General features: G+C 44.4%; 22 protein-coding genes. 18 read left to right on the top strand and 4 right to left on the bottom strand.

Features of this window, described 5'->3' with window-relative positions:
- Window positions 1-2 precede the first annotated feature (2 nt).
- Genes AACS90_RS07450 through AACS90_RS07415 form a run of 8 tightly spaced genes read left to right on the top strand, consistent with a single transcriptional unit; the run spans window position 3 to window position 7,519 of the window.
- Entirely contained in the window at window positions 3-425 is a 423-nt protein-coding gene (locus AACS90_RS07450) for an acyl-CoA thioesterase (protein WP_099109692.1), read from the top strand.
- A complete protein-coding gene (locus AACS90_RS07445; protein ID WP_099122340.1) occupies window positions 422-1,045 on the top strand; it encodes a LolA family protein in 624 nt (207 codons plus the stop codon). Before AACS90_RS07450 ends, AACS90_RS07445 begins: the two co-directional genes overlap by 4 nt.
- A complete protein-coding gene (locus tag AACS90_RS07440) occupies window positions 1,017-3,341 on the top strand; it encodes an MMPL family transporter (protein WP_099122339.1) in 2,325 nt (774 codons plus the stop codon). The genes AACS90_RS07445 and AACS90_RS07440 overlap by 29 nt, the downstream gene beginning before the upstream one ends.
- A complete protein-coding gene (locus AACS90_RS07435) occupies window positions 3,338-3,901 on the top strand; it encodes a DUF3261 domain-containing protein (RefSeq protein ID WP_371635489.1) in 564 nt (187 codons plus the stop codon). Before AACS90_RS07440 ends, AACS90_RS07435 begins: the two co-directional genes overlap by 4 nt.
- Window positions 3,902-3,904: 3 nt before the next feature.
- Entirely contained in the window at window positions 3,905-5,071 is a 1,167-nt protein-coding gene (locus tag AACS90_RS07430) for a beta-ketoacyl-[acyl-carrier-protein] synthase family protein (protein WP_099122338.1), read from the top strand.
- Entirely contained in the window at window positions 5,071-5,565 is a 495-nt protein-coding gene (locus AACS90_RS07425) for an ApeP family dehydratase (RefSeq protein WP_099122337.1), read from the top strand. The genes AACS90_RS07430 and AACS90_RS07425 overlap by 1 nt, the downstream gene beginning before the upstream one ends.
- Complete coding sequence (locus AACS90_RS07420) at window positions 5,562-6,293, top strand: 3-ketoacyl-ACP reductase FabG2 (RefSeq protein ID WP_099122336.1); 732 nt, start codon at window positions 5,562-5,564, stop codon at window positions 6,291-6,293. The genes AACS90_RS07425 and AACS90_RS07420 overlap by 4 nt, the downstream gene beginning before the upstream one ends.
- Complete coding sequence (locus AACS90_RS07415) at window positions 6,290-7,519, top strand: beta-ketoacyl-ACP synthase (RefSeq protein ID WP_099122335.1); 1,230 nt, start codon at window positions 6,290-6,292, stop codon at window positions 7,517-7,519. The genes AACS90_RS07420 and AACS90_RS07415 overlap by 4 nt, the downstream gene beginning before the upstream one ends.
- A 95-nt stretch (window positions 7,520-7,614) precedes the next feature.
- Here the strand turns inward: AACS90_RS07415 and AACS90_RS07410 are convergent, their stop codons facing one another.
- The gene (locus AACS90_RS07410; RefSeq protein ID WP_099122334.1) at window positions 7,615-8,433 is read right to left on the bottom strand and encodes an HNH endonuclease; all 819 of its coding nucleotides are present in this window, start codon (window positions 8,431-8,433) and stop codon (window positions 7,615-7,617) included.
- Between the two features lie 473 nt (window positions 8,434-8,906).
- Between AACS90_RS07410 and AACS90_RS07405 the strand changes: the two genes are divergently transcribed.
- The 3 genes from AACS90_RS07405 (at window position 8,907) to AACS90_RS07395 (ending at window position 11,933) form a co-directional block, all read left to right on the top strand.
- On the top strand, window positions 8,907-10,091 hold the full coding sequence (locus tag AACS90_RS07405; RefSeq protein ID WP_099122333.1) for an MFS transporter: 1,185 nt from the start codon (window positions 8,907-8,909) through the stop codon (window positions 10,089-10,091).
- A gap of 18 nt (window positions 10,092-10,109) precedes the next feature.
- Window positions 10,110-10,541, top strand: a complete 432-nt coding sequence (locus tag AACS90_RS07400) for an acetyltransferase (RefSeq protein WP_099122332.1) — start codon at window positions 10,110-10,112, stop codon at window positions 10,539-10,541.
- Window positions 10,542-10,988: 447 nt separating this feature from the next.
- Entirely contained in the window at window positions 10,989-11,933 is a 945-nt protein-coding gene (locus AACS90_RS07395) for a VirK/YbjX family protein (RefSeq protein ID WP_099122331.1), read from the top strand.
- A gap of 36 nt (window positions 11,934-11,969) precedes the next feature.
- Here the strand turns inward: AACS90_RS07395 and AACS90_RS07390 are convergent, their stop codons facing one another.
- Entirely contained in the window at window positions 11,970-12,566 is a 597-nt protein-coding gene (locus tag AACS90_RS07390; RefSeq protein ID WP_099122330.1) for a GNAT family N-acetyltransferase, read from the bottom strand.
- A 382-nt stretch (window positions 12,567-12,948) separates the two neighbouring features.
- Between AACS90_RS07390 and AACS90_RS07385 the strand changes: the two genes are divergently transcribed.
- Window positions 12,949-14,970 (top strand): oxidoreductase, encoded by a 2,022-nt coding sequence (locus AACS90_RS07385; protein ID WP_099122329.1) that lies wholly within the window; start codon window positions 12,949-12,951, stop codon window positions 14,968-14,970.
- Window positions 14,971-15,060: 90 nt separating this feature from the next.
- Here AACS90_RS07385 and sstT read toward each other — a convergent pair whose 3' ends face one another.
- Entirely contained in the window at window positions 15,061-16,305 is a 1,245-nt protein-coding gene (gene sstT, locus AACS90_RS07380; RefSeq protein ID WP_099122328.1) for a serine/threonine transporter SstT, read from the bottom strand.
- A gap of 683 nt (window positions 16,306-16,988) precedes the next feature.
- Between sstT and AACS90_RS07375 the strand changes: the two genes are divergently transcribed.
- The 5 genes from AACS90_RS07375 to AACS90_RS07355 all read left to right on the top strand — a co-directional run bounded on the left by AACS90_RS07375 (window position 16,989) and on the right by AACS90_RS07355 (window position 19,431).
- Entirely contained in the window at window positions 16,989-17,657 is a 669-nt protein-coding gene (locus AACS90_RS07375; RefSeq protein WP_099122327.1) for a DedA family protein, read from the top strand.
- A 190-nt stretch (window positions 17,658-17,847) separates the two neighbouring features.
- Complete coding sequence (locus tag AACS90_RS07370) at window positions 17,848-18,153, top strand: DUF883 family protein (protein ID WP_099122326.1); 306 nt, start codon at window positions 17,848-17,850, stop codon at window positions 18,151-18,153.
- Window position 18,154: 1 nt separating this feature from the next.
- Window positions 18,155-18,553: a phage holin family protein gene (locus AACS90_RS07365; protein WP_099122325.1), complete on the top strand. Its 399-nt coding sequence runs from the start codon at window positions 18,155-18,157 to the stop codon at window positions 18,551-18,553.
- On the top strand, window positions 18,546-18,839 hold the full coding sequence (locus AACS90_RS07360; RefSeq protein ID WP_099122324.1) for a YqjK-like family protein: 294 nt from the start codon (window positions 18,546-18,548) through the stop codon (window positions 18,837-18,839). The genes AACS90_RS07365 and AACS90_RS07360 overlap by 8 nt, the downstream gene beginning before the upstream one ends.
- 196 nt (window positions 18,840-19,035) lie before the next feature.
- On the top strand, window positions 19,036-19,431 hold the full coding sequence (locus tag AACS90_RS07355; protein WP_099109674.1) for a DoxX family protein: 396 nt from the start codon (window positions 19,036-19,038) through the stop codon (window positions 19,429-19,431).
- Between the two features lie 68 nt (window positions 19,432-19,499).
- Here the strand turns inward: AACS90_RS07355 and AACS90_RS07350 are convergent, their stop codons facing one another.
- Window positions 19,500-20,390, bottom strand: coding sequence for a LysR family transcriptional regulator (locus AACS90_RS07350; protein WP_099122323.1), 891 nt, complete (start codon window positions 20,388-20,390; stop codon window positions 19,500-19,502).
- Between the two features lie 127 nt (window positions 20,391-20,517).
- Between AACS90_RS07350 and AACS90_RS07345 the strand changes: the two genes are divergently transcribed.
- The gene (locus tag AACS90_RS07345) at window positions 20,518-21,240 is read left to right on the top strand and encodes a pirin family protein (protein WP_099122322.1); all 723 of its coding nucleotides are present in this window, start codon (window positions 20,518-20,520) and stop codon (window positions 21,238-21,240) included.
- Window positions 21,241-21,383: the final 143 nt, after the last annotated feature.

Below are 21,383 nucleotides of genomic sequence, written 5' to 3'. Positions count from 1 at the left end.
GAATGCTGACAGCGCCCCGTTTTAGCAGCGAGGTTGAATTAACCGTCCCCTTCCATGACACCGACCCGATGGGCGTAGTCTGGCACGGTAATTATTTCCGTTATTTTGAAATTGCTCGTGAAGCACTGATGGAACAGCTCAATTATGGCTACCGAGAAATGATCGCATCAGGCTATGTCTGGCCGGTTGTTGATGCAAAAATTAAATATCGTCGCCCAATAGAATTCGGTCAGAAAATACGAGTACAAGCCACCATCAAAGAGTTTGAAAACCGTCTGAAACTGGTTTATCAAATTTTTGATGCTGAGAGCGGCAACAAAACAACGACGGGTTACACCATTCAGGTGGCTGTTGCAGAGAAAACTCAGGAAATGTCCTTTGTCAGCCCGGATATTCTGTTTGAGCGTATGGGAGTCAAGCCATGAGAAAGTTCTGGTTGGCAGTACTTCTATTATCTATTAATAGCCTAGCTATCAATAACTGTGCTCATGCCGTCACGCTTGAAGAACTGCAACAACGCTTCTCTACACAACCGGTAGTGCGGGCTGAGTTCACCCAAGAGCGCCATATTCAGGGAATGCCGCAGCCACTGAATTCCAGCGGTGAAATGCTGGTTGCTCAACATAAAGGACTTTGGTGGCATCAGCAAAAACCTTTTCCTCTCATTTTAGTGCTGGATGACAACCGGATGGTTCAGGCTATCGCGGGGCAAGCACCTCAGGTTATTACTGCGGATTCAAATCCTCAGATGTTTCAGTTCAATCACCTGATGCGTGCGCTATTTCAGGCAGATCGAACTGTACTGGAAGAAAATTTTAAAATTGAGTTCAAAGAACTAGAACAGGAAACATGGCAACTGGAACTCACGCCAAAAACCTCCCCTTTGGACAAACTGTTCACCATCATTACCCTAAAAGGCAAAGACAATCTCAATTCGATTCTGTTGCTCGATAAACAAGGTGATCGCACTGAACTCTTTTTTACCAAACACCGTTTAACACCAGAGATGCTAAGTAATGAAGAAGAGCAACACTTCAAATTTTAATCCGCGTCTGCTGGCACTGTTTTGGCTGTTGATATGCACTATTCTCGTAGTTTCATCAGCGATCCTGCTACCACAATCGCGCCTTTCCACCAGCGTGCTGGCACTCTTACCTGCGCAAAGCGCCGGAGATATGCCGCCAGCATTAAAAGATGAATTTATGCAGCGGCTTGATCGCCAGCTGGTATGGATGGTCAGCCCCGGAACGGAAGAGAGTGTAGCACCGGCTGAGTATTGGCAGGATCAGCTGGAAAAAACACCATTTCTGGCTCATGTCAAAGGGCCGATAAATGCAGAACAACAACAGGCATGGGGTACTTTTTACTATAAGCACCGTAATGCCATGCTTGATCCTGCGACCCGTGACCGGCTGAAATCAGAGGGGACTCAACAGGCAAACTGGATTTTGTCTCAGGTCTATTCGGCTTTCTCAGGCGTCAGCGGGCAAGAGCTCAGCAATGATCCACTGATGTTGGTCAGGGGGTCACAGCTAGCTCTCCAGCAGGCATCCAGTCGGTTACGGCTACAACATGGCTGGCTGACAGCCAAAGATGACACAGGAAGGATCTGGTATCTGCTTCATGCTGAACTGAACGGCTCTTCGTTTGATATGCAACAGGCACATCAGGCTGTCACCGAACTGAGTAAGCTGGAGCAATCGCTGAAAACTCGTTTCCCTGATGCAAAAGTGATCTCAAGGGGAACTCTGTTTTATAGTGATTATGCCAGCCAACAAGCAAAACACGATATTTCCACACTAGGCAGTGCAACCGTACTGGGAGTGCTACTGCTGATTTACGGTGTGTTTCGTTCCCTGAAGCCGCTGCTGTTGTGTATTCTCTCCATCAGTATGGGCGCATTGGCAGGCACAGTTGTAACACTGGGTATATTCGGTGAACTTCACTTTATGACACTGGTTATGAGCATCAGTATCATCGGTATTTCTGCCGACTACGCGATTTATTATCTGACAGAACGTATGGTTCACGGGCAGGAAGTTACAACATGGCAAAGTATGCGCAAGGTATTGTCTGCTCTGCTGATGGCACTGGCAACCACCGTCATTGCTTATTTGATCATGATGTTTGCTCCCTTCCCCGGTTTACGTCAGCTCGCTGTATTTGCTGCTGCGGGCTTAACCGCTTCTTGCCTGACAGTGATCTGCTGGTATCCCATATTGGCTAAGAATCTGCCTGTTCGCCCAATCCCGGCAATGATCATGCTAATGCGCTGGCTGGCATTGTGGCGACGTAACAAAGTGTTTTACCTCGGGCTACCTGTCACTCTGACGCTATTTGCTTTACTCGGCATTTCCCGTTTACACATCAATGATGATATCGCCCAACTACAAGCGCTACCTCAGGATATTCACCAACAGGAAAAACGTATCGCCGAACTAACCGGACAAAGGAGTGATCAGAAGTGGTTTGTTGTTTATGGCGATAATGCAGAACAGACTCTACAACGTCTGGAAAATTTTATCCCCCGACTGGCGCTGGAAAAACAGCGAGGTACGTTCGAAAACTATCAGCGGCTGCCATTATCTTCTCTTGCTCAGCAGCAGAAAGATCTGAAGCTACTCAAAGCCTCTGTTCCGAATATCATGGCACGTCTGACAGAAACAGGGCTGCCGGTAAAACAGCCGGATTTAAACCCAATGACTGTTATGCCTGATGACTGGCTCAATAGTGTAGTCAGCGAAGGCTGGCGCCTAATGTGGATCACGTTGCCAAACGGCCAGAGTGGGGTTTTACTTCCGGTAACAGGTGTGAAAGACAGTATTCTTATGCGTCAGTTAGCCGAGAAACAAACCGGCATCAGTTGGGTCGATCGCAAACTGGCATTCGATGAGATGTTCCAGTTTTATCGCACCATACTTGGCTGGTTGCTGGCAGGCTCCATTGTCTTAATCGGGATCAGTTATGTGATCAGGCTTGGCCTGCGTCGTGGTGCAGTCAGTATCCTGCCATCGCTGCTATCACTCGGCTGCGCACTGGCTGTTCTTGGCTTCAGCGGATACAGTCTCAATCTGTTCTCAATACTGGCACTGGTGCTGGTTCTGGGGATCGGTATTAACTATACCCTGTTTTTCAGCAATCCTCGTGGCACACCACTGACTTCGCTACTGGCAATCACCGTTGCAATGTGCACGTCCCTGCTCACTCTGGGCATGCTGGTATTCAGCAGTACTCAAGCAATCAGTAGTTTTGGCATTGTATTATGTAGCGGAATTTTCACGGCATTTCTGCTCTCACCACTGGCAATGCCTGAACGTCCCAAAAGGAACAAAAAAGCATGATGCGATTATTTATCCTGTCACTGGTATGTCTGCTGGCAGCCTGTACTAATTTGCCGGAAAATGGCTCTCCCAGAGCATGGCTGAAACCGGGAGTACGTGTCTCACTGCCTGCACCGGGTATCACGCCAGCCATCAATGAACAGCAATTATTGACCGCAACAGTGAAAGGCAAACAGCAGTCATTAATTGTTCTGCTAAACGCAAGTGAAGACCAGCTATCACTGGCTGGCTTATCATCACTGGGTATTCGTCTGTTCAAACTGACTTACGACCATAATGGCATCCATTCGGAACAATCTCTGGTACTACCGGAAATTCCGCCTGCCAGCCAGGTTCTGGCCGATATCATGCTCAGTTACTGGCCGGTTTCTTCATGGCTTCCACTCCTGCCTGAAGGATGGACGCTACAGGACACGGATAACATCAGACAATTACATGATAATAAAGGTCATTTAATTACTGAAATTCAATATGACACCCAAAATGGCAGACGGTATCCGATACACGTCCGGCAGTTTATTTTTGGTTATGACATCGCCATTCAGCATTTAGAAGAGTAAAACATGATTTATATTTCTGCCGTAGGCATGCTTAATGCCTTGGGTAATAATGTAGATGACATTGCACAGAATCTGGTTTCCGGGCACGCTCCCGGCATGTATGCGCGCTCAGGCTGGTTACAGCCTGATAAAACCTGCTGTCTGGGAGGCGTTGATGCTGAATTGCCTGCTATTCCCCCGCATTTGCACCAGCATAATAGCCGCAACAACCAGCTGTTACTGGCTGCCTTAATGCAGATAAAACCCCAAGTGGATAAAGCCATAGCACAATATGGACGGGAGCGGGTTGCAGTCATTATGGGAACCAGTACTTCCGGCCTTAACGAAGGTGATACTCATGTCAACCGGACAGTTAACCAACAACCCGATGAATCCTATCACTATTATCAGCAGGAACTAGGCGATCCTTCCCGATTTATTGCCAATTACCTTGAATTGACAGGACCAGCTTTCACCATTTCCACCGCCTGCTCATCCAGTTCACGGGCGATTATCAGTGGTCAGCGTCTGATCGAGATGGGAATGGTTGATGTGGCCATTGTGGGAGGGGCGGATACCCTTAGCCGTATGCCGATCAACGGGTTCAATAGCCTTGAGGCTCTCTCGGAAACATTATGTGAACCATTTTGCCAGGATCGTCAGGGCATCACTATCGGTGAAGCCTCTACCCTGTTATTGCTGACACGGGAACCCCACTCCGTAGCACTGCTTGGTACAGGGGAGTCTAGTGATGCATGGCACATGTCAGCCCCCCATCCTGAAGGAAAGGGTGCCACTGAAGCTATTAATATGGCATTGAGTAATGCAGGACTCTCCACACAAGAGATTGGCTATATCAACCTGCACGGAACAGGAACAAAACTCAATGACCAGATGGAATCACTGATCATCAATCAGCTCTTTGGCGAGAGTACCCCATGCAGTTCAACCAAGCATTTGACAGGCCATACTCTCGGTGCCGCTGGAGCCTGTGAAGCTGGTTTGTGCTGGCTGTTGCTGAGCCGGAAATTACCCTTACCAGCACAGGATTTCTCCCGTTCGGGAATAGATACTTCGTTGGCAAGCTGTGGCCTTCTGGCACAATCTGTGCTGTTAGAAAAACCGGTTATCATGTCCAACTCCTTTGCTTTTGGCGGAAATAACACCAGTCTGATTCTGGGAGCTGTATAATGTCTGACTACTCACCCACTCACTCTTATTTACCCGTCCATCACTATATCCCCCACGAAGCCCCGATGGTGCTGCTGGAAAAGGTTATAAGTGTCTCCAGTGAAAGCGTGCATTGTCAGGTAACAGTTAACCATGAAGGCGTACTGGCACCTTTCCTTAACGCAGAAAAGAATCTGCCAAACTGGTTTGCCATTGAAATGATGGCACAAACTATTGGAGTTTGGTCTGGCTGGCATCGCAAAGAACGGCAGGAAGAAGATTCATCTCTGGGTATGCTACTTGGCGGCAGGGCAGTGCGCAATCAGGTTCCTGCGTTCACATACGGCAGTATTTTGGATATTCGAATGAATCTGTTATTGCAGGATGAAAAATTCGGTAGTTTTGAAGGTGAAGTCAGCTGTAACGGTACCGTACTGGTAACAGGCCGACTGAATACCTACCAACCAGAAAAAGAAGAACTTAAACAACTATTTAAACGGGATGGAGCAGTATAATGCGTTCAGTTTTAGTCACTGGTGCCAGCAAAGGGATCGGCAGGGCAATCGCCTGCCAATTAGCAGCAGATGGGTTCACCACTATTGTTCACTATCACCGCGATGCGAAAGGTGCAGAAGCAACGCTGGAACAGATCCAGGCTAACGGTGGCAACGGACGGATATTAAGTTTTGATATCTCAGATCGCGATGCCTGCCGTACAACATTAGAAAAAGATATCGAAGTACACGGTGCTTACTACGGCATTGTTTGTAATGCTGGTATCGCTAAAGATGGAGCATTTCCAGCGCTTGACGGAAGTGACTGGGATAGTGTCATTCATACTAATCTGGATGGTTTTTACAATGTGATACATCCCTGCATGATGCCAATGATTGGACTACGTCAGGGTGGTCGCATTATCACGTTGTCATCTGTCTCCGGTTTGATGGGTAACCGTGGACAAGTCAACTATAGTGCGGCTAAGGCCGGCATTATCGGCGCAACTAAAGCGCTTGCAATTGAACTGGCAAAACGAAAAATCACCGTGAACTGTATTGCACCTGGATTAATCGATACCGATATGATCCAAATTGAAGAAATCGCTTTAAAAGAAGCTATGAATATGATCCCTATGAAGCGCATGGGGCAGGCAAATGAAGTTGCCGGGCTTGCCAGCTATTTAATGTCTGATATTGCAGGCTACGTCACCCGTCAGGTAATTTCCGTCAATGGAGGAATGCTATGACACGCAGAGTCGTCATCACAGGAATGGGTGGGATCACCGCTTTGGGACACGACTGGCAATCAGTCTCCTCTGGGTTAAAATCCGGCGTGAATGCAGTGCAGCAAATGCCTGAATGGGCGGAATATGATGGGCTTAATACTCATCTTGGGGCTCCCGTTACTGATTTTACTTTGCCTGATCACTATACCCGCAAGCGTATCCGTTCTATGGGACGTGTTTCACTGATGTCCACTCGGGCAACTGAGCTGGCGCTTGAAATGGCGGGGCTGATTGGCGATCCTATCCTGACAAATGGTGAAACTGGTATTGCTTATGGTTCCTCAACAGGCAGCACTAAACCCGTCAGTGAATTCGCCACCATGCTAACCGAAAAGCATACCAATAATATTACCGGCACAACTTATGTGCAGATGATGCCTCATACCACTGCGGTCAACACAGGTCTGTTTTTCGGGCTGCGTGGCAGAGTCATTCCAACCTCAAGCGCTTGTACCTCTGGCAGTCAGGCCATCGGTTATGCATGGGAAGCTATTCGTAATGGTTATCAGACTGTGATGGTTGCTGGTGGTGCGGAAGAATTGTGCCCATCGGAAGCCGCTGTATTTGATACCCTATTCGCCACCAGCCAGAAAAACAACGAACCAAAAACAACGCCTTCCCCATTTGATGCTAATCGTGACGGCTTGGTGATTGGCGAAGGCGCAGGCACCCTTATTCTCGAAGAGCTGGAACATGCCAGAGCACGTGGTGCAAAAATTTACGGTGAAATTATCGGGTTTGCCACTAACTGTGATGCCTCTCATATCACTCAGCCAAAATCAGAAACGATGCAAATCTGTATGGAAATGGCGCTGAAATCAGCCGGGCTTCAACCTGCGGATATTGGTTATATCAGCGCTCACGGTACAGCAACTGAGCGTGGAGATGTCGCGGAAAGTCAGGCTACTTTCAACATCTTTGATAACAGAACGCCGATCTCCTCACTGAAAAGCTATTTCGGTCACACATTGGGTGCCTGCGGTGCTCTGGAAGCATGGCTTAGTATTGAAATGATGAATGAAGGCTGGTTCGCACCGACCATCAACTTGAATGAAGTTGATCCGGCTTGCGGTGAACTGGATTACATTATGCACCAACCACGTACAATCCAGACTGAGTTTATCCAGAGCAATAACTTTGCTTTTGGCGGGATTAATACTTCGCTGGTGATCAAGCGTTGGCAATGATTTAAATGGAAAAAAACAAGAAGTCGAATTGAAGTTAAAATGATACTTCTTGTTTTTATCCTACACAGACTAAACACAAAATATAGCGCACAATACTACAGCTCAATAACTCTTTGACACAGGAATTCCTTATCTTTATCCGCATCAACAATATGCATCTTCTTATGACAATTTGGACACAATGCGACCGTGTTTTCTATCGTGTCTACCCCCCCTTTTGAAAGCCATTCAATATGATGAGTTTCTAAATAGGGCTCTCCTTGTAAATTACAAAACGGTGCGGCAACTAAACAAAGCTGACAGACACCTTTGGCTATGCGTTTCGCGTATTCAGCAACATATTCATTACGTTCATATCGAATAGAAACCTGCGTAGAACTTCCCGGAAGCTTACGTGCGTATTTAGCCCGTTGTTTAAGCTCATCCAAACTAAGTTTTTTTGCCTTACGTATTTTATGTTCATAGATAGAGCAAATATCATCTTTTGAGATAATACGCTTTCCTGTCACTAATTTAACCGGGAACACATAAACTAAGCGTTCATTTCCTTCGATATCTGGTTGTTTCTCGGTGTAGGTCTCATCCGCTAACTCAACTTCTCCGACATAGGTGTATTTTTTGTCTTTAAACACCTCGAACAAGTGAATTTTTACACCATTAGATTTAGACTCAAAAAGAGTCTTATTCTGGCTAAATGTTAAGCTTTGATCACCCTTAGAACCCATGCCTGTATAATGGAGAATGTTCCCATCCCACCTATCGTCATAAATAGATTTGATGTGATTAGAAACAAGTAATAAGGTGTTTTTCCCATGTGATCGACGCATTCCACCTTGTGGACTGCAACCAAAAATCTCACAAATTTGTTTATTATTGAATTCATCACCTGACTTAAGTGCATTGATTTTTTTCATTGGGTTATCTCATAACATTTTCAACCGAATTTAAGAGCTATAAAATCGGGATAGCAGATACCACATAGTAATTTTAATGATCTCTTATAATAATTAGACTATTAACTTTAATACTAAATTCATGGTTATCCAAACCCAATTAATTCATTATAAAACAATAAATTGACTTTATTTTCATTTAAAAACTGGTATGAACTATTAGATTTCAACTACAATAAATGCTAATAATTGCCCTTTCATTATCTTCCCTGTCTTCATAAATCTTTTCATTCATCAGTATCAGTTTTTCTCATTGTATCTATCTGATAGAAACGGCTATAGTCCGCACAACTCAAGACTCTTGAGCAAAATATCACTGCTTGAATCACTACGACATATCCCTGTCCTTGGTATATGTCGTTATTGCCATTCGGCAAGATCCTGATGAGAAGCAGCGCATACCTGACTGATTTTTTTATGTGGAGACGACAGTAGTGAAACTGCTGCGCAAGAATGACAGTGCATTTGTACCTGTTGCGGGCTTGACTGTGTTTGCGATTGCTTCTGGTTACCTGATGAGCTTAATTCCGTTATCAATGGCGGGGTTCAGCATCGATACAGGCTACGCAAGCTGGTTAGCCAGTTCTTATTACGTTGGTTTATTAATAGGCTCACTCATGATTGAACCTGTTATTGCCAAAATAGGGCACCGTTTTTCATTTGTAAGTTTTTTGCTGCTTTTAGCAGCAACAGTTATGGTATTGCCTTTTTTTCCCAATAAAGAAATGTGGTTGCTTATTCGCTGCATAGCTGGAGTAGCTGTTGCCGGTGTTTTTGTGGTGGTTGAATCCTGGTTATTGATTGGCGACAGCCCTAAAGAACGTGCAAAACGTCTGGGTCTTTACATGACGTCGCTATATGGTGGTACAACACTCGGTCAGCTGGGCATTGGCTTTATCGGCACTCAGGGCGTGATTCCTTTTGCAGTTATTTTAGCGTTATTACTGATTGCCACTCTGCCGCCATTATTTTTACGTCAGGGCCAACCTCCGGCATTACAGCATCAGCGTCTGTCACTGAAAAAAATCACTCGTTTCAGTAAACCAGCTATTGTCGGCTGTCTGACTTCAGGGATTGTGATGGGGACCATCTATGGCCTGATGCCTTTATCATTGAGTCAAAGTAAGTTCAATACCGAACAGGTCGGCGTATTAATGGCCGCGATTATTCTGGGTGGAATGGCCATTCAGCCTATTATCAGCAAGCTGTCCATTATAGTCAGTAAAACCCTGTTACTGGCAATGGCTTCACTGTTAGGTGTATTTGCTGTCGGTATGACCTACCTTTCTGAAAGTTATATCGTCATGATCGTGGCGCTGGCGCTGTTAGGCATGTCATCTTTTGCCCTCTATCCACTCGCCATCACACTTGCCTGTGACAAACTGGATTCATCCTATATTGTCGCCGCAACTCAGGTTATGCTGTTAAGTTATAGTATCGGTTCTGCTATGGGGCCATTAGGGGCTGGGAACTTCATGTTTCAACATCATGCGGTTCAGCATACCGGAGCGATGCAGAATAATGGATTAATGGACTTCTTCTTCCTGGTCTTACTGACTACCGCGGTTTATATGCTATTAGCAGCTATTTGTCGCAAAGATCGTGTACTGGCAAATTAAAAACACGGAGATATTTTAATGCAGATACAGCAAGCTACCGAACATGATTTCCCGACACTAATCCAAATTTGGGAAGCCTCAGTGCGCGCCACTCATGATTTTTTACCTCTGGGAATGATCGATGAGTTGCGTCCATTAGTAAATGAGTACTTACCCAATCTGAACGTTTATAAGATAGTGAACGAGCAGAATAACGTGGCAGGTTTTTTAAGTGTCGAGCAAAATCGGGTGGAAATGCTATTTGTATCACCAGAGATGCGTGGAAAAGGCGTTGGCAAAATGTTATTAGAGTTTGCAATCCGTGAATTAAAAATTAATGAGCTGGATGTGAACGAGCAAAATCAACAAGGTGTCGGTTTCTACCAGTATATGGGGTTTAAAACTTTTTCCCGTTCAGAAACTGACGGGCAAGGGAATCCATTCCCGTTACTTCATATGAAGCTTGCATAATATTTGCTTGCCTGCAAAAAATATATTTATCACCCGGAATAAAAATTAATATTCCGGGTTAATATTTTATCAACAATTGTATAATTACTTATAAATAATTCTTCGTTCACTCGTTAAATAAGAAATAAATTAAATCATTCAACATCCATTAAAAAAATAGTCTGTATCGAAAATGCTGTAAAATGAAAATTTATGTAAAAATAATTTAGATAAAGTTAAAGAATTCTTTAAAGTCAATATGATATATTTGGCAGACTCATAGCTACATTATAAAGCTCAGATAGCCAGCTTTCTAGGGATCATAGATAACCATCTACTCATTAAAGTAGTAACTTTAGCGAGTAACTATAGATCACCAAAGAGAAAATCTGAAAGATGATGAGTATATATCCAATAAAAAAGTGGTAGAATAGCGCCACTGCTTTTTTTATTTTGGATTTATAACTAATGAAGTATCTACAACAATCTGAAACTAAAACGTATTCAGGCATAAAACTGTTTACCGACCTTGTCGGGAAACGTATTACACCAGGGCTACACTGGCATTCCTCGAGCAATCGGGCGAAATTTGCTTTACGCAGTTTTTTTACACCTGTTTCTACATTTAAACTATTGGACAGAATTGCCAGCACACCTATTTATCAGGATATTTTAAAAAAACAACCGAGTTTGCCCTGTAAACCACATCGTCCATATTTGAGTATTAATTTCAAACGAAACCAGATTGTTCATGCAATTAGTGAGCATTATAAAATTTTATTTCAACAGCTTACTCCGACTGTTATTGACAAGATATTTAATACTGATGCTTATTTACTGACAACTATTCAGGGGAAAAACGAGTCGTTTAATATATATATAGACTCTTTGGATAACCTGAATAAAGAAGGTGAACTATCTTTATATATGACTACAGAAAATAATGTCATTCTGGCAAAATGTGCATTCACTTTATTAAAAGTTAATGGCAAGCAAACATTATTTATTGGTGTATTACAAGGCCCAGCTAAAGGGGATAATTCTCTGGATATTATCCGTAATGCAACAAAAGAGTGTCATGGTTTATTCCCTAAACGTTTATTGATCGAATCTATTTGCCGTTTTGCTGAACATACCAACTGTGAGCAGATCTTAGCCGTCAGCAACGAAACTCATATCTATCGCAGTATCCGTTATTGGCATAAGAAAAAACACCTGATGGTGGCTGACTATAATGCGTTCTGGGAATCTCTGAGTGGTTCCAGAAAAGATAATAACGATTTTCATCTGCCATCAATCATTGAAAGAAAACCACTGGATGAGATCCCCAGCAAAAAACGCTCAGAATATCGTCGCCGTTATCAGTTACTGGATGATTTGGAGAGCCATATTAAAAGCGCTCTCACCCATTAATAATCATCACAAAAAACGAGTTTTCTGATACGACATTCAGCGAGGCTTCGCCATTAACCATGTAAGATGCGTTTTTATGGCAGGCCATTCGCTGAATACTATACTGTATATGCAAGTATCCCTAATTGTGCCGTTTTTTGTCCGTAAATGATTACGCAAAATGCCATCCAGCTTTGCCCCCAAGCGTTCAATTGCTCTGCGACTCTGCTGATTCAGAAAATGAGTGCGTATCTCCACAGCAACACAACCGAGTTTTTCAAACGCGTACTCCATTAACAGGTATTTTGTTTCTGTATTAATAGGCGTGCGTTGCGCTGATTTAGCATACCAGGTCGAACCAATCTCCAGCCTCGGGAGCGTATCATCAATATTCATATAGGATGTCATACCTACTGCCACATTCCTTTGATTATCAATAACAGCAAAAGGTAGCATTTTTCCCTGTGCATGAAGGCCCAGACGGCGGTCAATTTCAGCTTTCAAACCATCCGGAGCAGGTACATTGGCGCACCACAACTGATGTAATTGACCATCTTCAATAGCGTTGACGAACTCATCATGCCTTTCCTGCGTCAAAGGTACTAAAGTGACATGTTTTCCTGTTAAAGTGACTTGTTCAGTTATGTTTTGCATAATATTGTTATCCTTGGATATTTTTACTTTTTACTGCTATGCACTATTTTTAAAGACAACCTATAAACAAGGCTGATTTTTACCGGCGGCAGGGTAACTGAAAAAATCCTCATTATCTTAAATGAAAGTTAAATAAATATTACATTCATGTGAAGTGTTTTTGTGGGATTTATTCAAAATGAAATTTTATTTAACTAAATCTTCAAACCCATTGAGTAAGATGATTTCATGATATCTGTCACAATCAATTAACAAAGTGATTCCAATCAGACTGGAACCGTCTAAATTTGTACCAATCTCATCCGACCACTTAGCGAACCGCTAAGCCATATTGAAAACAATAATAATGTGTGAGTCGTCAAATTATTCGATGGAGACTGTAATGAGCAATTACCCTCACTTATTTACCCCTTTGGATTTAGGCTTTACTACCTTAAAGAACCGCGTCCTGATGGGTTCGATGCATACAGGGCTTGAAGAACACCCTGACGGAACCCGAAGGCTGGCTCAATTCTATGCCGAACGGGCTGCTGGAGGGGTTGCCCTTATTGTCACAGGGGGTATTTCTCCCAATCCACAAGGCGTAGTTTCGGCAGGTGCAAGTGTGCTGAACAGTGAAGATGAGTTACCTCACCATAAGTTCATTACAGATGCAGTACATCAGGCCGGTGGCAAAATTGCTCTCCAGATCCTGCATACCGGGCGTTATAGCTATCAAAAAAAACTGGTTGCTCCTTCTGCTCTTCAGGCTCCGATTAATCCATTTATCCCTAAAGAAATGACTGAAGAGGATATACAACAAACCATCAGTGACTTTGCGCGCTGTGCTCAACTGGCGCAGCAAGCCGGGTATGATGGTGTTGAAATCATGGGGTCAGAAGGCTATCTCATTAATCAGTTTCTGGTTGCCCGCACTAACCATCGGCAGGATCAATGGGGAGGCAGTTTCGAAAACCGCATGCGTTTTGCCATAGAAATTGTCAAAGCGGTGCGCGCTATCGTCGGGAAGCAGTTCATCATTATTTACCGTCTTTCCATGCTGGATTTAGTGGAAGAAGGATCTGACTGGCAGGAAATCGAGCAACTGGCTCTGGCCATTGAACAGGCTGGAGCCTCCATCATCAATACCGGTATTGGCTGGCATGAAGCCCGTATCCCGACAATCGCCACAATGGTGCCCAGAGCAGGGTTTAGCTGGGTGACCAAAAAGCTGATGGGGAAAGTAAAAATCCCTTTGATTACGACTAACCGTATCAATGACCCCCATGTTGCAGAGCAGATACTCAGCGAGGGCTGTGCCGATATGGTTTCTATGGCGCGTCCTTTTCTCGCCGATGCGGAATTTATGCTAAAAGCAGAACAAAACCGGGCGGATGAAATCAACACCTGTATTGGCTGTAATCAGGCGTGTCTGGACAGAATATTTGTCGGTAAACTGACTTCATGTCTGGTCAATCCACGCGCTTGCCATGAAACAGAATTTATTGCTGAACCCGTGACTTCTCCCAAAACTATTGCCGTAGTCGGAGCCGGGCCGGCTGGTTTATCCTTCGCTACCACAGCCGCCAGTCGCGGGCACCATGTCACATTATTTGAGCGTGAAAATAAAATTGGCGGGCAATTTAATATTGCTAAGCAGATCCCGGGTAAAGAAGAGTTCCATGAAACACTGCGCTATTTTGAACGCCAGCTGGCGCTAAATGGCGTTGACGTAAGACTTAATCACACTGCAACAGTAGAACAACTTGCTTTATTTGATGAAGTCGTCATTGCCAGCGGCATTACACCACGGACACCCGCTATTGATGGCATTCACCATGAAAAAGTCCTGACTTATCTGGATGTGTTAAAGCATAAACGTCCTGTCGGGCCGCGCGTTGCTATTATCGGTGCCGGTGGGATTGGTTTTGATACTGCGGAGTATCTGAGCCAGAGTGGGCAAAGCAGCAGCCTGAGCAGCCACGCATTCTCTCAGGAATGGGGGATCGACCAGACGCTTTCTCACCGGGGCGGATTACAGCCAGAAGGCGCACGAGTGGAACTCTCGCCCCGGAAGATTTATCTGTTACAACGCAAAGAGACTAAAGTCGGGGAAGGTCTGGGTAAAACCACTGGCTGGATCCACCGGGCCAGTCTCTCGATGCGTGGCATCACGATGCTGAATAATGTCCAGTACCTGAAAATTGATGATCAAGGATTACATATCAGCCGTGAGGGTGAGCAGCAATGTCTTGAAGTCGATAATGTGGTGATCTGCGCAGGGCAGGAGCCGCTGAAAGCACTGTATCAGCCCCTACAGGATATGGGTAAAAGTGTACATTTAATTGGTGGAGCCGATGTCGCAGCCGAGCTGGATGCCCGCAGAGCGATTGATCAGGGAACCCGGCTGGCAGTAAAGATTTAGTGCAGAAATGAAAAGTTAATACAAATAAAGAGCGGATAAAAGAAGAGTGACAATAAACCTACCGCTTATTGTCACTCTTGCTGTTTATCATTAGCGCCGTGCTAACTCTTCAGGTACCTGTTTGGCATCTTCAGCCTGACAGACTGCGGCAGTAAACAATACATCTGTTGAGGAATTCAGGGCGGTTTCAGCCGAATCCTGCAATACACCAATAATTAAACCAACGGCAACAACCTGCATGGAAATCTCATTGGAGATACCGAACATACTGCATGCCAGAGGGATTAATAATAATGACCCGCCTGCTATCCCCGATGCTCCACATGCTGCAATTGCTGAAACCACACTCAGCAATATTGCTGTTGGAATATCAACAGATATACCCAGTGTATTTACCGCCGCCAGCGTCAATACCGTGATGGTCACCGCGGCACCCGTCATATTGATCGTTGCTCCCAATGGAATTGAGACTGAATAGGTATCTTCATCCAGATTCATACGGCGGCACATTGCCATGTTAACCGGGATATTGGCGGCAGAACTGCGGGTAAAGAAAGCGGTCACACCACTTTCGCGCAGGCAGTCAAAAACCAGCGGGTAAGGGTTGCGACGTATCTTCCAATATACAATTAATGGGTTAACAACCAGTACAACAACAATCATACAGCTCAGAAGTACAACCAATAGATGTCCATAACCGAGCAATGTATCGAAACCTGTTGTGGCAATAGTGGAAGCAACCAGACCAAAAATCCCGAGAGGAGCCAGACGGATAACAACACGAACAACCTGAGTCACCGCTTCAGCCAAATCCTGAACCACTGATTTGGTCGATTCCTTCGCGTGGCGTAATGCGATACCCAACCCGATTGACCATGCCAGAATACCAACATAATTCCCTTTCAATATCGCATCAATCGGGTTAGCAACCACATTGAGCAATACTCCCTTCAATACTTCAACTATATTATCCGGTGGTGACATTTGAGCTTCATTCGTCACCAGTATTAATGTTGACGGGAATAAAATACTGCCGATCACAGCGACAACAGCAGCAAGGAAGGTTCCCATAATATAGAGAACGACAATCGGTCGGATATTAGTTTTCTGGCCTTTCTTATGATTCGCAATAGAAGACATAACCAGAACCCAAACCAGAACCGGTGCAACCGCTTTCAAAGCACCGACAAAAAGCTCACCTAATAAGCTGGTTGATTGAGCAGCAGAAGGCATTACCCATGCCAGTAATACCCCTGCAATTAATCCGATAATAATTTGTGTGACTAGGCTTCCCTGTGCAATATATTGCACAAAGCCTTTTTGTTGTTTTTCCATAGCCTATCCATTTGATATTTTGGCTTAATCAGCCTGTTGGTTTTGTGTTTGCTTTTCCAGTAGTAGGAAAGTTCAGAAAACTGAAAATAATAATTAATAAAAATATACAACCAACTCAACAAGTGATAACAAAATAGTCACATTTGTGTGATCCATTCTACACATTTCCTATTTCATCAGGCATCCCTGAAATCCCAAAAGGAATGAGGATTAAAATTTATATTTTATAATCAAATAATTATATGGATAACCCGCTTTGGCGATAGTCACCATCATCGGCATTATCTCCAATATTATTTATGGATTATTTTTACTATGTGATGATAAAACGAAGTTATTCTGGCTGGAAAAAGCAGAAATACAGCTATACAACAGGGAAAATCAGAAAACAGAGTTATTTTATGCAAACTTCGTAACTGAATTAATTAATTGATATCTCTGGGCGATGTTACTTTTATATTCATACAAATGTTCAATTGCTCACCAAAATTTTCTGTTTCACTACTGATGATTTTGTTAGAGTGTCCCTGTCATTTATTCATGCCATTTGAAAGGAGTTTGAAGGCTCATAATTGTCAATCCGTATATAACTTTTTGTATATTATGATTATTTAATAGTAAAAAATCATAAATACACCATAAAAGTAAGATGTAATCCTTAACCCGCGTTTTAGGAACATTTGATGGAAATTGTAACAGACCTTATTTATGCACTTTGGCACCAAGATTACGCAACACTAGCTAACCCCTCATTAGTTTGGGTCATTTACCTTCTGCTATTCACAATCCTGTTTCTGGAAAATGGGGTGTTACCTGCGGCATTTTTGCCCGGCGATAGTTTACTGATATTAGTTGGCGTTCTGGTTGCTCAGGATACAATGGATTTTTCCATTACATTAATTGTTCTTACCGCGGGTGCAAGTCTCGGTTGCTGGGTTGGCTATCTTCAGGGACGCTGGCTGGGGAACACAAAATTAGTGCAGGGATGGCTGTCCCATCTTCCTCCCCATTATCATCAACGTGCCCATAATCTCTTCCATCGTCATGGCTTGTCAGCACTGCTAATCGGCCGTTTCATCGCTTTTGTCAGAACATTACTGCCTACACTGGCAGGTCTTGCCGGACTGAATAATACACGTTTTCAGATATTCAATTGGCTCAGTGGTTTCTTATGGGTCATTATCCTGATGACTCTGGGCTATGCTCTCGGTAAAAGCCCCCTATTCCGCGAGTATGAACACTATCTGATGAACTTTCTGGTGCTGCTGCCTGTAGGTCTGTTACTGATCGGTTTAATTGGTAGCCTGACGTTTATCTGGCGCAAAAAACGCACAAATAATTCTCCACAATAATTCTCCCTCTTTATTTCCCCTGTAGCATTGCGGATAACCATGTTGCAGGGGTTTGAACACCAATTCCTGCTATATATTTAGGATTAATCTGTCGCATCATGTAATAATTTTTCACCATCTTGCCTTTAAACTCCTTACAAAAACGTCTATGGTAGAAATTCATTCACCGTATATATACGAGGAGAATTCCATGCCACAGAAAAAAAACTCTGACGAATTACGTGCTGAATTACAGTCCCTTGCGGATACTCTGGAAGAAGTTCTCAACAGCTCTGGTGAACAATCCAAAGCAGAACTGGAGAAAATTCGCAATAAAGCAGAGAAAATGTTGAAAGATGCCCGCACTGTTATCAGTGATGCCGGCGATAAACTTACAGGCCAGACCAAAGAAATAGCCGGTCGTGCAGATAATTATGTCCGCGATAATCCCTGGACCGGTGTAGGTATCGGTGCAGCAGTAGGTATCGTACTGGGTGTATTACTGGCAAGACGCTAATATGACGCAATTACCCCATTCACAAGGCCCGGGGAGAGGAGTATTTAATACCTTACGGCGAGTAGCAACTCTGATTGTCGGCATGGTTGAAACCCGAGTTCAGCTTGCAGCGGTTGAGCTGGAAGAGGGAGCCGCCACGCTGGTGAAATTACTGTTGCTGGTAGGGTTCACGCTGTTATTCGCAGCCCTTGGCATAACATGTTTGTTAATACTGGTCTTTCTGGCCGTTGATCCGGTCTACCAGATGACCATTATCGCTATTGCCGCAGGAACCTTGCTGCTTCTCGCCGTGCTTGGCACGATTTGGACTATCAGAAAATCCCGCCATCTGGCTTTTTTCAATGCTACCCGAGAGCAACTCAGAATCGATCGCAATATGTTGGAAAATGACCATGAATAAGCCGCGACACCTGCAACGGGAAGAGCGCAAGCAGGCATTACTACAACAAATCCAGCTACAGCGTCAGTCTCTTTCAGAGCACGGTCAGCAATGGATCGCCCTTACCCGCACTTACGATCATAGCTGGCAGACACTGCTCTCTTTCAAACCTTATTTTGCTGTCGGCAGTGGCATATTACTGCTCTATGGCATCCGCCACCCTAAAAAGCTTTATCGTTGGTCGCTCCGTATGCTTGGCGTCTGGAAATTCATTGATACTGCCCGTAATATCTTTAACAGACGTTAATATTTTCTACCGGATTATTCTTTTTCAAATCTCTTTACGTATATTGAGGTATTCCTTCAAAAAAATTGCATTAAATTGTTAATATTCCTTACTATCAACCAATGACACCTCTCCTTAAAATACTCTCCATCAACAAATACCATCAATAAATGATGAGCTTAATTGTGCTTTTTAGAACACACGCCTGGAGACGTTCATGAAAAAATTTGAAGATAGTGGTTTATTAGTCGCACGTATTTTAATTTCAGTCCTGTTCATTATTGCAGGCTATGGGAAGTTAGGGAGTGCTTATGCAGGCACACAGGAATTCATGGAAGCAATGCACGTGCCCGGCATTTTACTGCCACTCACTATCTTGCTTGAACTCGGCGGCGGCCTCGCTGTGCTGTTCGGATTGTTGACCCGTACAACAGCCGTATTCACTTTTATTTTCTGTATCCTGACCGCACTGCTGTTCCACTATGATTTTTCAGACGATATGAACCAGACGATGTTCCTGAAAAACTTCTCTATCGGTGCAGGTTATCTGTTGCTGGCAATGATGGGACCGGGCAAATTCAGTATTGACCGCTTGCTGAAAAAGAACTGGTAATTACCTGCCATAATACAAAATACCCTCACACAGCAAAGCCCCTATCACTCAGGGGCTTTTTGATAATACTACTTGAATAATTTAGGAATTTCCCGCAGGCACCATGCCTTGGCTTCTCCCATCCGATCACGCCGCCATGCCATAATAATGTTAGTTTCATGGATATATTCCGAACCAACAACCCGCAGACGACCTTCTGCAATATCTTTCTCCACCATCGGATAGGGCATGGTTGCGACCCCCAGACCGGCCAACAGTGCCCGCCGTTTATTTTCCAGCGAACTGACCGTTAACCGGGGTTGCTTATCCAGTAGCTGAACTGTCAGCACCGGGCGTTCTCTTGCCGTATCAGCTACCGCTATTCCTCGGTATTTAACCCGCGTAGCATCGGATAAAGGTTCCGGTTCATTGTGGATAGGATGATCCATACTGGCAACGTAAACATTCTTGATGGAGTAAAGAGGGCGTGAGTTGATTTCTGCTGATGCCCTGAAATGAAGATCTGGCGCAATCACAATATCTGCATAGCCAGTTTCCAGACGTTCCCAGGCACCTGCCAGCACTTCTGTGACTAATGAAAGCTGAGTATTCGATTTATTCGCCAGCTTATCCACAAGGGGAAAGAGTGACTCAACAGGAAACAAGGCTTCACAGACGATAAATAAATGGGTTTCCCAGCCACGGGCAAGCGCCTGTGCATCTGTGGTGAGCTTGTCTGCGGCTTCAAGCAGTACCCTGCCCCTATCAAGCAACATGCGGCCAACATTGGTAAATTTTGTGCGATGTCCGGAGCGGTCAAACAGCACAACATCCAGCTCTTCTTCCAGTTTCTGCATGGTATAACTTAATGCAGAAGGTACTCTTCCCAACTCATCCGCTGCGGCCGCAAAACTTCCCCGACGTTCTATTGCATCCATAACCCGCAGGGATTCCAGTGTTAACGCTCGTTCTTTACCCATATATGTCCGTTACCCACAATTTCTCAGTCAGTAAATTTGAATATAGGGAGCAGATTAACTGGCTAACATTTCAACGTCCAGATAATTAAGATTGAGACTAACAGTGTGTGGCAAGGAGAACATGCTCATGATAATAACCAGAACAGCAAATCAGTGTGGAAAAGCCGACTATGGTTGGTTAAAAGCGCAGTATACTTTTTCATTCGGTCACTATTTTGACCCAAATTTTTTGAACTACGGGGCACTACGAGTACTTAATCAGGAAATACTTGCCCCACAAACAGAACTCAAGCCAAAGGCTTATCCTCATGTCGATATCCTGAATATTATTCTACAGGGTGAAGCGGAATATCGTGATAGTGCAGGAAACTACATTCAGGCTCATCAGGGAGACTGTCTGCTATTTTCCACTCGTCAGGATCTACGCTACAGCGAGCATAATCTCAGTAAGAAAAAATCGCTGCATCGCCTGCAAATCTGGCTTGATGCCAAGCCACATCAGGCTCCGCAACCGGTACAGTGCAGGAGGCTGTCAGCTCAGCCACTAACATTACTGGCTTCACCTGCCTCCGGAAAAAACAGCATGCACCTGCGCCAATCAGCGTGGATAAGCTACCTTATGCTACAAGCTGGTGAGGCTCATAACGTACCGTTACAGGGGAAACGCGCCTACCTGCAATCTGTCAGCGGTAATGCTGAAATCTATGCTGATAGCAAGTCTGGCACAGCAGCTCATGCCAATATCAGGTGTGGGGATGGGGTATTTATTCAGGATGAAACGCAACTGAACCTGCGGGCAACTTCTGCATTTCAGGGGCTGCTGATCGATTTGGGAAATCAATTACCCTGATCCGCTTTCCTGGACTAGGTGATGCGCTTTTTTATGGTAGACAAGCCGGTTTTGTAGCATGAATACAAATAGCTTAGCTTCTGCCACACGGGATCTGATAACATGGGTCGTGGCATGATAGTTCGGGTAACGAGTTTTTTGGC

Origin of the sequence: Xenorhabdus sp. KK7.4 (assembly GCF_963876465.1) — a bacterium.
Taxonomy (GTDB): Bacteria; Pseudomonadota; Gammaproteobacteria; order Enterobacterales; family Enterobacteriaceae; genus Xenorhabdus; species Xenorhabdus stockiae.
The sequence above is the reverse complement of the archived record's forward strand: the minus strand, read 5'-3'. Positions and strand labels throughout refer to the sequence as shown.

Coding starts and splice junctions, on each gene's coding strand:
- AACS90_RS07415 (WP_099122335.1), top strand. CDS start 6,290: ATGACACGCAGAGTCGTCATCACAGGAATGGGTGGGATCACCGCTTTG.
- AACS90_RS07410 (WP_099122334.1), bottom strand. CDS start 8,433: ATGAAAAAAATCAATGCACTTAAGTCAGGTGATGAATTCAATAATAAA.
- AACS90_RS07425 (WP_099122337.1), top strand. CDS start 5,071: ATGTCTGACTACTCACCCACTCACTCTTATTTACCCGTCCATCACTAT.
- AACS90_RS07370 (WP_099122326.1), top strand. CDS start 17,848: ATGCCACAGAAAAAAAACTCTGACGAATTACGTGCTGAATTACAGTCC.
- AACS90_RS07360 (WP_099122324.1), top strand. CDS start 18,546: ATGAATAAGCCGCGACACCTGCAACGGGAAGAGCGCAAGCAGGCATTA.
- AACS90_RS07350 (WP_099122323.1), bottom strand. CDS start 20,390: ATGGGTAAAGAACGAGCGTTAACACTGGAATCCCTGCGGGTTATGGAT.
- AACS90_RS07430 (WP_099122338.1), top strand. CDS start 3,905: ATGATTTATATTTCTGCCGTAGGCATGCTTAATGCCTTGGGTAATAAT.
- AACS90_RS07450 (WP_099109692.1), top strand. CDS start 3: ATGCTGACAGCGCCCCGTTTTAGCAGCGAGGTTGAATTAACCGTCCCC.
- AACS90_RS07445 (WP_099122340.1), top strand. CDS start 422: ATGAGAAAGTTCTGGTTGGCAGTACTTCTATTATCTATTAATAGCCTA.
- AACS90_RS07440 (WP_099122339.1), top strand. CDS start 1,017: ATGAAGAAGAGCAACACTTCAAATTTTAATCCGCGTCTGCTGGCACTG.
- AACS90_RS07385 (WP_099122329.1), top strand. CDS start 12,949: ATGAGCAATTACCCTCACTTATTTACCCCTTTGGATTTAGGCTTTACT.
- AACS90_RS07435 (WP_371635489.1), top strand. CDS start 3,338: ATGATGCGATTATTTATCCTGTCACTGGTATGTCTGCTGGCAGCCTGT.
- AACS90_RS07365 (WP_099122325.1), top strand. CDS start 18,155: ATGACGCAATTACCCCATTCACAAGGCCCGGGGAGAGGAGTATTTAAT.
- sstT (WP_099122328.1), bottom strand. CDS start 16,305: ATGGAAAAACAACAAAAAGGCTTTGTGCAATATATTGCACAGGGAAGC.
- AACS90_RS07355 (WP_099109674.1), top strand. CDS start 19,036: ATGAAAAAATTTGAAGATAGTGGTTTATTAGTCGCACGTATTTTAATT.
- AACS90_RS07375 (WP_099122327.1), top strand. CDS start 16,989: ATGGAAATTGTAACAGACCTTATTTATGCACTTTGGCACCAAGATTAC.
- AACS90_RS07400 (WP_099122332.1), top strand. CDS start 10,110: ATGCAGATACAGCAAGCTACCGAACATGATTTCCCGACACTAATCCAA.
- AACS90_RS07390 (WP_099122330.1), bottom strand. CDS start 12,566: ATGCAAAACATAACTGAACAAGTCACTTTAACAGGAAAACATGTCACT.
- AACS90_RS07345 (WP_099122322.1), top strand. CDS start 20,518: ATGATAATAACCAGAACAGCAAATCAGTGTGGAAAAGCCGACTATGGT.
- AACS90_RS07395 (WP_099122331.1), top strand. CDS start 10,989: ATGAAGTATCTACAACAATCTGAAACTAAAACGTATTCAGGCATAAAA.